This is a genomic window from Candidatus Omnitrophota bacterium, from assembly GCA_025453395.1.
In the GTDB taxonomy this organism is placed as follows: Bacteria; Omnitrophota; Gorgyraeia; order Gygaellales; family Profunditerraquicolaceae; genus JAlOQK01.
The window spans coordinates 24938-36993 of record JALOQK010000008.1 but is presented as its reverse complement, the minus strand read 5'-3'; the positions used below and the strand labels follow the sequence as shown (position 1 = coordinate 36993).

Genomic DNA, 12056 nt, shown 5'->3' with positions numbered 1-12056 from the left:
ATGTTACACAGTCTTTTATATCCCTTAAGAGATATATTGCCTTTTTTGAATATATTTCAATATATCACTTTTCGCGCGGCCATGGCAGCGATCACCGCTTTTCTGTTAAGCCTTATTTTTGGGCCATTGGTGATTAAGATATTAAAACAATATAAGCTTACCGAGAAGATTAACAAAGGCGATAGCGCGGATTTGGATAAACAGCACAGCTTTAAGCGTGATACTCCGACCATGGGGGGAATATTCATTATTGCCGCGATTTTAATATCCTTGTTTTTGTGGGCTGACATGACCGATAAATATATACTCTTATCGATACTGGTGATTGTTTGGCTGGGGGCCACTGGTTTTGCCGATGATTACCTAAAGCAGATAAAACACCGCGCCAAGGGGATGAATGCTTCACAGAAACTAATCAGCCAAATAACTTTAGGATTTATCTTGGGGGCTTTTATTTATCTTGATCCTCAGATAAGTACTAAATTAGATATACCGTTTCTAAAAGATGTTTCTATTGATTTAGGAATTTTATATATTTTATTTGTGGTTTTGGTTATTACCGGAACTTCAAACGCGGTAAATCTGACTGACGGGCTTGATGGTTTGGCTATTGGATGCGTAATAATGGTGGCGGTTGCCTTTAGCGTCTTAAGTTATGTTTCCGGGAATATCAAATTCAGCAGTTACTTATTAATACCCTATATAAGAGGGGCGGGAGAATTAACAGTTTTATGCGCCAGTATCCTGGGCGCGGGTTTAGGTTTTTTGTGGTTTAATTGTTATCCGGCGTCTATTTTTATGGGAGATGTGGGTTCCCTCGCCTTAGGCGGATGTTTGGGGGCGGTAGCGGTTTTCATTAAAAAAGAATTTCTTTTAGGGATAGTGGGAGGGATTTTTGTCGTAGAAGCGCTATCAGTTATCTTACAGGTATTTTCTTTCCGTTTCTTCAAGAAGCGGATATTTAAGATTGCGCCGATACACCATCATTTTCGCTTTTCAGGATGGCAGGAAAATAAAGTTATCGTGCGGTTTTGGATTATCGCCAGCCTTCTGGCTTTATTTACCATCGTTACTTTAAAGATACGGTAATATGAGAAATATTGAATTTTTCCGCGACAAGAGAATAACTGTGGTAGGTTTAGCTAGTTCCGGTTTTTCCTGCGCGAATTTGCTTCATGATTTGGGGTCTAGGGTTAGCGTTACCGATAATAAGGACGATGCACCGGTTCGTTGTCTAGCTAAGAAGCTAAAAGATAAAAATATTTTTGTGGAAACCGGCAAACACAGTAAGGATTTAATTCAGAAAAGCGATCTGCTGGTCCTCTCCCCGGGCGTAACCCCCGTAAGCCAGCCAGTTCTTTGGGCTAAAGAAAAGAATATTCCTGCGATAAGCGAGATAGAAGTAGGGTGGATGTTGTGTGATGCTTCAATCATCGCGGTTACCGGTTCAAATGGCAAGACCACGGTTACAACTTTGATCGGCAAGATCATAGAAGCCAGTTCCCGCAGGGTGTTTGTTTGCGGGAATATCGGCACGCCTTTTACGTCTTTAGTCAAGAAGATGCGCCCGGAAGATTTCGTTTCTTTAGAAGTCAGTTCTTTTCAGCTGGAGAGCTGCTATAATTTTCGTCCTAAAATAGCCCTTATTCTGAATTTTAACCGCAATCATCTTGACCGCCATAAAGATATGCGGGAATACTTAGAGGCCAAGAAACGTATTTTCATAAATCAGGGCCCTTCAGATTATCTTGTTCTTAACAGCAAGGACAAGCTGCTAAAGAAAGTTTCCAAAAGCGCTCTTTCTGAGATTGTTTGGTACGAGCCAGATGGCAAATTGAATCCTAATCAGCAGGCGGTAATCAAGGTTGGAGAACTCTTGGGTATTGCGCGTAAGACTTGTCTTAAAGTGTTCAGCGCATTTAAAGGCCTGGCGCATCGCATGGAATTTGTGGCTAAGAAAAAAGGGGTAAGCTTTATTAATGACTCTAAGGCCACTACTGTTGAATCTTGCGTTTGGGCTTTAAGAAATATCAATTCAGATGTTGTTTTAATTGCCGGAGGAAAAGACAAGGGAGTAGATTACGGATTAATGCTTAAAGAGGCTGCCGGGAAAGTCAGGCTTGCTGTTTTGATCGGAGAAGCAAAAGACAAAATCCGCCGGTGTATCTTTAAGAAAATACCGGTTATAGAAGCTTCTTCTATGCGTGACGCGGTGGTTAAGGCTTTTTTAAATGCCAACAGCGGCGATTATGTTCTTTTGTCTCCTATGTGCTCCAGTTTTGATATGTTTGATAACTATAAACAGCGGGGGGAAGTTTTTAAGAAAGAGGTATTAAAGTTATAGCAATGATTAGAAACTTACGTATAAATCTTTTCGCAATTACTGTTATATTGATTTGTGTCGGGATAGTAATGATCTATAGCTCTTCCGGAATCTATGCCATGGAAAAGCAGAATGACAGCCTGTTTTTTCTTAAGCGGCATATCGCTTTTCTTATTATCGGGATTTTCCTTTCATTTCTGGCTATGGCCATGGATTATCATAAATTTAGGCGCTTTGCCAAGCCTTTTCTTGTTATTTCATTGATCCTGCTTGTTCTAGTGCTTATTCCGGGAATTGGCAGGGAGATATCAGGCGCCCGCAGATGGTTTCGGTTTAAGTTCTTAAGTTTTCAGCCATCGGAATTGGCAAATCTGGCGCTTATTATTTATACCGCTGATTTTATCGCCAGAAAAGGTGATTTGATTAAATCCTTTTGGAGAGGGTTTATGCCGGTTATCATGGCGTTAGGCATGACTGCTCTATTGATCTTGGTTCAGCCTGATCTGGGGACAACAGTTTCTTTAGGCCTTGTTATCTTTACTATGCTTTTTGTCGCCGGGGTAAGAAAGAGCTATTTAGTCTATTTATTTCTATTAAGCTTGCCAGCGCTATACCTTTTGGTTTTTAGCGTGCCTTACCGCAGAGCGAGGATACTTGCTTTTTTGGATCCATGGGCGGATGCCAAAGGAAGCGGTTTTCAGGTTATTCAATCACAGGTGGCCATTGGCTCAGGAGGCTTTTTTGGCGAAGGCCTGGGCCATTCCAAACAGAAGCTTTTTTACCTTCCAGCAGCGCACACGGATTTTATTTTTTCAATTATCGGAGAAGAATTAGGCCTGATCGGGACATTGTGCGTGATTATGCTTTTTATGCTTTTTATCTGGCAATGCGTGAAAATCGCCCGTAACACTTTGGACAGGTTCGGGTATTTCCTTATTTTGGGCCTTGTTTCAATGATTGCCTTTAAGGCGGTAGTCAATATCGGGGTTTCCTGTGGGGTTATGCCGACTAAGGGGCTGCCGTTACCTTTTATAAGCTACGGAGGGTCCTCATTCATATTTGATATGGTAAGCGTTGGCATTATTATGAATATCGCGCGCACAGGGGACTATCCGTGAAAAAGATCCTAGTTGTTTCTGGGGCAAGCGGCGGGCATATCTTTCCGGCTTTGGCTTTTATCCAAGGCTTAAAAGATAAGAAAGATGCTGCAGAAATACTTCTGGTTTTGCCTGTCAATAGCGTTGTCAGGCGGGAAATCGAGCTTCTTAATGTAAAGGTAAAATATGTTGCTATTTTTTCATTGAAACCGTCCTTAAAAATAAAAAACCTCTTGAATGTTCTTAAAACTTTTAAGAGTTCTTTGGAAGCAGCAAGGGATGTTTTAAATTTTAGGCCCGACCTGGTAGTTGGTTTCGGCAGTATCACCAGCGTTGCTTTTGTTTTCTGGGGCTGGTTATTCAGGGCCAATACCCTAATCCATGAGCAGAATGTTGTCCCGGGCGCGGCAACTGTTTTTTTGTCATATTTTGCGGATAAAATAGCAGTGTCTTTTGAAGGGACAAAGGGTTATTTAACTTTTTCAAGAAGTAAAGTGGCCTTTACCGGGAACCCTTTACGTAAGGATTTGGTTATTTTGCCCCAGCAAGAAGCGTTGTCTTATTTTGGTTTCTCTGCTTGTAAATTTACCATACTTGTTTCCGGAGGAAGCCAAGGCAGTAGCAGCATAAACAGCGCCTTTATCAGTTTTTTGAAAGAATGTAAATTTTGTGCTAAACTTCAGGTTATACATATTTGCGGGGCCAATGATTACGCTTTTCTTCAGGAAGAATACAAAAGCTTAAATATAGAGTACAAGCTGTTTAGTTATTTTGATAAAATGCACTACGCGTATAGCGCTTCTTGTTTTTCTGTTGCGCGTTCCGGAGCGATGACCATAAGCGAGCTGATCCGCTATAAGCTTCCGGCGGTTTTAGTGCCATATCCTTATGCGCGCTGCCATCAAAAAGCTAACGCCCAAGTCCTCGCGCAGTGCGGGGCTTGTTCGATTGTCCAAGATTGTGATTTAAGCGCCTTAGTTTTAAATCAGATAATAGAGCCCTTGGTTTGTTCTGAAGAAAATCTGCTAAAGATGCGCCAATCATACCAGCCTTTGGCCAGTATAGATGCTTTAGGCAATATGATCAGGCTTGCGGATTCATTTTTCTTGCCCTAAAAGATGAAAATAAACATAGCGGTCACTATCGCCCTGGCGGTTGTTTTATTTTATTTTAAGAGTTCTTTTGCTGATGAAAAGTGGCAAGAGAAGAAAGGCACGCATTTTATTGTTTGCTACCAGAATGCCCCGGAGGATTTTATAAATAACCTAATGTCAAGCGCGGAAAACTACTATAATCTTATTGCTGATGAATTAGGATTCAGGAGGTTTGACTTTTGGCTCTGGGATGACCGCGCCAAGATATACATATATGATACCAAAGAACAATACCATAGGTTGACCGGACAGCCGCAATGGGCGGGAGGACACGCCTCTCTAAAAGAAAAAGAGATCTACAGCTATGCTAAGCCTTCAGGTTTCTCTGAACAGATATTATCCCATGAAATGGCGCATATTATCTTTCGGGAATTTGTTGGAGTGGGTAACCCTGCTGTGCCGGTATGGCTGGATGAAGCAGTGGCTTCTTATCACCAGAAAACAAGGTACATAGGCCTGCGTTATATACTGCAAAAGGCATATAGCAAAGGGGAATTTATCCCATTTTCGCAGTTAATCCGCTTAAACCCGTCCATGCTGGAAGATAAGGATAAAATCGATTTGTTTTATATGGAGTCGGTCAGCATCGTGGATTATCTTATCGCTAATTTCGGCAAGGATTATTTTGTTTATTTCTGCAGATATTTGAGGGATAAAAAGGATATGGATCAGGCTATAAAATCAGCCTATCCTATAAACGGTTTAAAAGCATTAGGGGATAAATGGGAGAGTTCTTTCAAGAATGAATAGGCATGTTCATTTTATAGGCATCGGCGGCATCGGCATGAGCGGGATTGCCAAACTTTTTATTACCAGGGGTGCCGCGCGCGTGAGCGGCTCCGATGTTAAAGAAACTAGTCTGATATCATTATTGCGTTCTAAGGGGGCGGATATTTTTATTGGGCATGCCAAAGAAAATCTAGGCGATGCCGACCTGGTGGTTTATTCATCAGCAATTGCAGAAGACAATCCGGAGCTGGCGGAGGCAAGAAGATCTTCCCGCAGAGTTATTAAGCGCGCCCAGGCTTTGGCAGAGCTTATGCGCGAGCAAAAAGTAATTACGGTAACAGGCGCTCACGGGAAAACCACGACCGCGTCTCTTATTTCCTGCCTTTTGATGGAAGCCAAGATGTGCCCAAGCGTTGTTATAGGCGGGATATTGAATAATATCCAGGATAACGCCTGCCATGGGGATGGCGGATTTTTTGTCGCTGAGGCGGATGAATCCGACGGTTCGTTTCTTTATTACAATCCTTTATATTCGGTTATTACGAATTTAGACGACGAACATATGGATTATTACCGTGATTTTAATTATCTCAAAAGGTGTTTTTCTGATTTTATTGATAAAACTGCTGTTGGAGGCTGTGTGTTTGCCTGCGGAGACGACTCTAACTTGCGCCAGATTTTATCCAAATACACGGAAGATTTCTTATTCTTCGGCCTGGGTAAAGATAACCATATTTATGCTTCAAATATTAAGATGGACGGACTATCTTCAGAATTTGATTGTATTTATAAGAATAAGAATATCGGCAGGTTTAAATTATCTTTAGGGGGCAAGCACAATATTTCAAATTCTTTAAGCGTTGTGGCCTTGGGTTTGAAATTGGGGATTAATAAATCAATTATCAGTAGCGCCCTTCAGGGTTATAAAGGTTCGGGTAGGCGTATCCAGGTAAAATATCAAGACTCCCGTTGCGCGCTTATTGATGATTACGCGCATCATCCTACGGAGATAAAAGCCACGCTTTCCGCGGTAAATAACCTTAAATACAAGCGCATGGTCGTGATATTCCAGCCGCATCGTTACAGCCGCACCCAGCGTTTATTTGATGAGTTTACAAAATGTTTTTCCGGGGCAGACGTATTGATCATCACTGATATTTACCCCGCAAGCGAAAAGCCTATTCCTGGAGTGGATGCGCAAAATCTTGCCCTGGCAATAGCCAAGGCCATGCCGGGATCTCGGGTGTGCTTTACGCCTAAAGATAAAATAAAAGAACATGTCATAGATGGCCTCAATAAAGAAGATCTAATTCTTACATTGGGAGCGGGTGATATTACCAGAATATCTGATGAGATTGCCGAAGAATTGTCAAAACAGAATAAAAATAAAACTTAATTATCCCTTATCCAGGCATACTACTTTTAGGCTGGGCGGGAAAGCAGAGTATTTTATTAAGCCTTGCACAGTAGAGGATTTAAAATTATTGCTAAAGTGCCTAAAAAGATATAATATATCATATTCAATTATTGGTTTAGGCAGCAACCTTTTGATTTCAGACCAGGGGAAAAAAGGCGCAGTGATTCAGTTGTCAGCGCCTTTTTTCAAGAAAATAAAAAAGGCGCGCAATTTTATAGAGGCAGGCGCTGGATGCCCGTTGGGGGCTGTTGTTTCTTACGCGGTTTCTCTGGGGCTGGGAGGCTTTGAATTTTTGTCTGGCATTCCCGGGACAGTGGGAGGGGCGATAGTTGGCAACGCCGGGCAAGCTTATAAAAAACGGTGGATGCAGGATATAGTTTTGTCTGTGACAGTGATGGATGCCGCCGGGAAGATAAAAGCTATTCCAAGAGATAGAATAAAATTTGCCTATCGAGCAAGCAATTTAGGCAAGTACATTATTTTGAGTGCCCGCTTTAGATTTAAGGCGCAAAAAAAAGAAGTTATCAGGCGGATGATAAAAGATTATTGTTTATACCGGAGGAAAAAACAGCTGGTGTCCGGGTTTTCCGCAGGGTGCGTGTTTAAAAACCCCAAAAGCCAGTCTGCCGGTAAACTTATTGACGCCTGCGGCCTTAAGGGCAAGCGCATTGGCGGGGCTTATATAAGCGCAAAGCACGCTAATTTTATTATTAATGATGGTCGCGCTAAAACAAGCGATATTTTATCCTTGATGGATTTGGCACGCCTTAAGGTCAAAAGAAAGTTTGGCATAGAGCTTCAGCCAGAAATAAAAATATGGAAATAGAAAAAATAGGAAGAATTGGGGTATTGATGGGCGGGCCTTCTACTGAAAGGGAGGTTTCGTTTAAATCAGGGATGGCTGTTTATGAGCATTTAAAATGCCTGAATCTTGATGTGGTTGCCATTGATATTAAAAGCGATGATAAAACCCAGAACGCGGAAATCCTCAAGAAGCACAGTTTGGATTGCGCCTTTATCGCGCTTCATGGAAGTTTTGGCGAAGACGGGGGGATACAGGAAGTTTTAGAAAGCCTATCTTTGCCTTACACTGGATCAGGCGTGCCAGCCAGCCGCCTGGCAATGGATAAAATAGCGTCTCGCAAGATTTTTGAAGAGGAAGGGATTTTTATGCCCAAGGCTTATCTTATTATAGATAGAGATTCCTTTGATAGGGATAAGTTGAAATATAAAGAGCTGAAATATCCTCTTGTAGTAAAACCTGCGTGCGCAGGTTCAAGTATTGGCTTGTCTGTGGTTTCTTTTCCCCAGGATTTGATTTCTTCCATAGAGCGCGCTTTTGCAGTAGATAATCGGGTTGTTTTGGAAGAGTTTATCCAGGGCAGAGAGCTTACTGTGGGGATATTAGACGATAAACCGCTTCCGGTGATTGAGATTAAATATCAGGGCGAGATCTTTGATTATGAATCAAAATATAAATCTTCAACAACCCAGTATATAATCCCCGCTTTACTTGATGAAAATACTTTTTGGAAGGCGCAAGAACAGGCGGTAAAAGCGCATAGGCTTTTAGGGTGTTTTGGTTGTTCGCGGGTGGATATGATGCTTGGAGGGGATAATATCCCGTATATTTTAGAAGTTAACGCTATACCCGGGATGACCTCCACCAGCCTTCTTCCCAAAGCGGCGAAGTTTATCGGAGTTGATTTTAGCCAGCTATGCCTTAGGCTTATTGAATTAGCTTACAAGAGAAATGTCTGCCAAAGCCTTTAAGAAAAACAAAGAATTCTTTGCTATAGGGGTTATACTTATAATTCTTGTTTTAGGCGTTGCTTCTTGCGTATCCGGCATCTCCATGTTCTTAAGGCAATCGGAATATTTCATAATCCAAGAGGTAGCGTCTAAAAATAATGAATTCAACCTTTCTTATTTGAAGGGGCGCAATATCTTCTCAGTCGATCTGCGGGCTTTGTCGCTTCAACTTGAGAATAGGTATTCCGGTTACAGCAAGATCAGGATTACCCGTTTATTGCCCGGTATCTTATGGGTTGATTTTTTGAAAAGGTCTCCCGTGGCCTTTGTGAAATTATACCGGTATTTTTATACCGATGAAGAAGGGGTATTATTTCTTTGCGAAGAAAATTCTCCCGTTACCGGAATGCCGGTAATCACCGGGCTTGATACAAAGATATTCGGCGCCCAGTCAGGCAAGAAATACCAGGTGCGTGAATTAAAATTGGCCATAGAAATAGCCACAGCTTTTAGGGAAAAGAAAAGCCTTAAGGGCTATGCCTTGCGGGAAATAGACGCAAGCCCGCCGGAAGGTTTTTCTTGCATGATCTATCCATTGCCTTTTGGCAGGGGAATAGAAGTGAGGTTTGACCTGGCAGACTTAAAAGAAAAAATAAGCCTTTTGGGAAACCTGCTTAATCAGTCGTCAAAAAGTAATATAAATATCAAGTATGTGGATTTACGTTTTAAGGAGCCGGCAATCAAATTCTATGAGACTGACTAAAAAAGGATAAGGATCACATGTTCAGTAAACGTAGTATCTGCGCGTTAGATATAGGATCAAGCAAGATATCTGTGGCTGTAGCAAGGCTTGCCCAAGGCAAGATTGCTGAGGTTTTCTTTGAAAGTATCCCTTCCTGCGGCCTAAGAAGAGGGTCGGTTGTTGATTCAATAGAATTGGTAAAAGCCTTAGGCAGTTTATTCAAGAAGATTAGAAATAATTCCGGCATTCAGATAAAATATGTTTATGCTAATATCGCCGGTGAGGATATAAGCGCCCGTCATAGCCATGCGATCATCCCTTTGGCGGAAAGAGGCAATAAGGTAATTACTTCTTTTGATGTAGAAAAAGCCAATCTTCAGGCGCGGATTTTGGGATCTAACATGGAAGATGAGATTATTGCAGAGGTGCCTTTTGGTTACGCTATTGATAATAAAGCAGATATTGTCAACCCAATAGGCCTATACAGCCACCGTTTGCAGGTAGATTTGTACCTTATTTGCGCGCGCCTTTCTTGCCTTCAGAATTTAACTGGCGCTATAAGTCAGGCGGGGCTTGACTTAAAAGAGGTATTTTATTCAGGGATGATTACCAGCAAGCTTCTTTTTGAAGAGAAAATGAAGCAGGGTTTAAGTATTTTCTGCGATATTGGAAGCGACATAACGCAGCTTGTTATCTTAGAAAATGGCATGTTAAAAGAAGTGCACAATTTGCCCATCGGAGGAGATGATATTACGCTGGCCATTTCTAAAGAAATAGGAATTCCTTATTCTTTGGCTGAAGAAGTAAAGAAAACATACGGCAGTATTTATTTGGCAGCTTCGCCTGCAGTAGATAAAGAAATCTTAATCAAAAGGGATAATATCTATAAGCCGATAAGCCATAAGCTTATCGTTGATGTTGTGACCAATAGCGCAAAGTGTTTGCTTGAAGAAATCAAGAAAAATGCCTTTGTTAATTTTAATAGTAACCAAGTGACTAATTTTGTTTTATACGGAGGCACAGTTTTACAGGAAGGTTTCTTGGAGAAAGCAGAGTCTGTTTTTTCTTTTCCGGTGCAGCTTGCCCGTGTCAGCTCCCAGAGAGTTTCTTCATTGATCAACCACCCTAAACTTTCCGGGATGAAATATTTGGGGTATCTTACCTGCCTTGGCATTTTAGTTGAGGTTTTGGAAAACGATAAATTGCCCGGGTTTATTTTTCCTCATGACGCTAGCCGCAAACCATTACAGAGGTTAGTTGATCAAGCCAAGGCTTTGTACCTGGAGTATTTTTAAGATTGTGCCTCAGGGGTTTTTATGTATAATGGATTGGCTGATGTTAGTTTTCGTGTCGGTCAGGCCTGCCTTAAAGCAAACCGCGACCCTTCTGAAATAACTATTGTTGCGGTAGCCAAGGGCAGAAGCGCCCAAGAAATACAAGAGGTTTTACAACAGGGCATATCTGATATCGGCGAGAATAAAGTCCAAGAAGCTGTTTTGAAATTTAATCAGCTGTCTGCCATTTGCCATTTGCCATTTGCCATTAAATGGCATATGATCGGCCACTTGCAGACTAATAAAGTAAAAGATGCGGTTAGGATCTTTGATTTGATTCATTCTGTAGATAGCCTGCGCCTGGCAGAGGAAATCGATAGGCAGGCTGCCAAGATCAATAAAGTACAGCAGATATTACTACAGATAAAGACTTCTCCAGAAGAAACAAAATTTGGTTTAAGTCCTGATGACGCGGTTTTGGTTATAAAACAGATCGCTTCTTTAAAAAATATAAAATTAAAAGGTTTAATGACCATCGCCCCTTTAGTTAGTGCGCCCGAAGAAGCGCGTCCCTATTTTCGCCAGCTTAGGGAATTAAGGGATAAGATTTACAGCTTAAAGCTTACAGCTTATAGCTTACAGCTTTCCATGGGCATGAGCGATGATTTTGAAATTGCTATTGAAGAAGCCGCCACAATAATAAGATTAGGCAGAGCGATATTTGAAAGGTAAGATAAAATGAAAATAGGGATAATCGGTTTAGGCAACATGGGCCAGGCAATCGCCTCAAAGATAAAAAATACTTATACGGTTTTTGCCTATGAAAAGGATAAGGCTAGGGTATCTTCTGTTGAAGATATCCAAGCGGTAGGTTCTATCCAGGAATTACTGGAGAAAGCGGACGCGATAATTTTGGCGGTGAAACCGCAGGATTTCGCAGAACTTTTAGGCCAAATAAAAAAGTACCCGCATATTCTGGATAAACTTTTTATTTCTATCGCAGCCGGCCTGGGCACTTCTTATATAGAAAACCTTTTAGGGGTGGTTAGGGTGGTTAGGGTTATGCCAAATATGCCTGCTCGTATTGGTTATGGGATGACTTGCTTGTGCTCTGGTAAATACGCCAGCCTTGAAGATTTTGATTTCGCGCAAGATGTATTTGAGTATATGGGAGAAGTTATGGCTATTGACGAAGCGAAAATGGATGAAGCTACCGCGATTTCCGGCAGTGGGCCGGGGTGGTTTTTTAACGCGGTAGCCAATAACCCGGAAGCTTATAAAAATAACTGGTCTGGTTTTATGGAAAATTTTACCGCCGAGCTTGAGGATGCGGCAAGGTCTTTAGGGTTCAGCCCTGATCAGGCACATTTTATGTCTTTGATTACTTTGCGCGGGGCAGACAAAATGCTTGAGAATGGCGCGGATCCTGTAGGGCTGCGTCAGCAGGTGGCATCTAAAGGCGGGACAACCCAGGCAGGCTTAGATGTGCTTAATTCTGGCGGGACATTAAAAGACGCGATCATGGCGTCTATTAAAAGGGCTAAAGAATTAGCTGCCTAGGAGGACAA

The 12056-nt window shown here is 41.8% G+C and carries 12 protein-coding genes; all 12 read left to right on the top strand.

Features of this window, described 5'->3' with window-relative positions:
• From mraY to MUF05_06825, 12 genes are read left to right on the top strand one after another with little or no spacing between them, the layout of a single operon-like run.
• On the top strand, nucleotides 1-1089 hold the full coding sequence (gene mraY, locus MUF05_06880) for a phospho-N-acetylmuramoyl-pentapeptide-transferase (protein ID MCU0666798.1): 1089 nt from the start codon (nucleotides 1-3) through the stop codon (nucleotides 1087-1089).
• A gap of 1 nt (nucleotide 1090) precedes the next feature.
• On the top strand, nucleotides 1091-2344 hold the full coding sequence (locus tag MUF05_06875) for a UDP-N-acetylmuramoyl-L-alanine--D-glutamate ligase (protein MCU0666797.1): 1254 nt from the start codon (nucleotides 1091-1093) through the stop codon (nucleotides 2342-2344).
• A 2-nt stretch (nucleotides 2345-2346) separates the two neighbouring features.
• The gene (ftsW, locus tag MUF05_06870) at nucleotides 2347-3441 is read left to right on the top strand and encodes a putative lipid II flippase FtsW (GenBank protein ID MCU0666796.1); all 1095 of its coding nucleotides are present in this window, start codon (nucleotides 2347-2349) and stop codon (nucleotides 3439-3441) included.
• Complete coding sequence (locus tag MUF05_06865; protein ID MCU0666795.1) at nucleotides 3438-4535, top strand: UDP-N-acetylglucosamine--N-acetylmuramyl-(pentapeptide) pyrophosphoryl-undecaprenol N-acetylglucosamine transferase; 1098 nt, start codon at nucleotides 3438-3440, stop codon at nucleotides 4533-4535. The genes ftsW and MUF05_06865 overlap by 4 nt, the downstream gene beginning before the upstream one ends.
• Nucleotides 4536-4538: 3 nt before the next feature.
• Nucleotides 4539-5324: a peptidase MA family metallohydrolase gene (locus MUF05_06860; GenBank protein ID MCU0666794.1), complete on the top strand. Its 786-nt coding sequence runs from the start codon at nucleotides 4539-4541 to the stop codon at nucleotides 5322-5324.
• The gene (gene murC, locus MUF05_06855; GenBank protein ID MCU0666793.1) at nucleotides 5317-6699 is read left to right on the top strand and encodes a UDP-N-acetylmuramate--L-alanine ligase; all 1383 of its coding nucleotides are present in this window, start codon (nucleotides 5317-5319) and stop codon (nucleotides 6697-6699) included. The genes MUF05_06860 and murC overlap by 8 nt, the downstream gene beginning before the upstream one ends.
• Nucleotides 6653-7546: a UDP-N-acetylmuramate dehydrogenase gene (gene murB, locus MUF05_06850; GenBank protein MCU0666792.1), complete on the top strand. Its 894-nt coding sequence runs from the start codon at nucleotides 6653-6655 to the stop codon at nucleotides 7544-7546. Before murC ends, murB begins: the two co-directional genes overlap by 47 nt.
• On the top strand, nucleotides 7537-8493 hold the full coding sequence (locus MUF05_06845) for a D-alanine--D-alanine ligase (GenBank protein MCU0666791.1): 957 nt from the start codon (nucleotides 7537-7539) through the stop codon (nucleotides 8491-8493). Before murB ends, MUF05_06845 begins: the two co-directional genes overlap by 10 nt.
• Nucleotides 8474-9235 (top strand): cell division protein FtsQ, encoded by a 762-nt coding sequence (locus tag MUF05_06840; GenBank protein ID MCU0666790.1) that lies wholly within the window; start codon nucleotides 8474-8476, stop codon nucleotides 9233-9235. The genes MUF05_06845 and MUF05_06840 overlap by 20 nt, the downstream gene beginning before the upstream one ends.
• Before the next feature lie 17 nt (nucleotides 9236-9252).
• Nucleotides 9253-10509 carry a cell division protein FtsA gene (gene ftsA / locus MUF05_06835; protein ID MCU0666789.1) on the top strand — a complete coding sequence of 419 codons (1257 nt, stop codon included), beginning with the start codon at nucleotides 9253-9255 and terminating at the stop codon, nucleotides 10507-10509.
• A gap of 21 nt (nucleotides 10510-10530) precedes the next feature.
• Nucleotides 10531-11220, top strand: coding sequence for a YggS family pyridoxal phosphate-dependent enzyme (locus MUF05_06830; protein MCU0666788.1), 690 nt, complete (start codon nucleotides 10531-10533; stop codon nucleotides 11218-11220).
• Nucleotides 11221-11226: 6 nt separating this feature from the next.
• Entirely contained in the window at nucleotides 11227-12048 is an 822-nt protein-coding gene (locus tag MUF05_06825) for a pyrroline-5-carboxylate reductase (GenBank protein MCU0666787.1), read from the top strand.
• Nucleotides 12049-12056 lie beyond the last annotated feature (8 nt).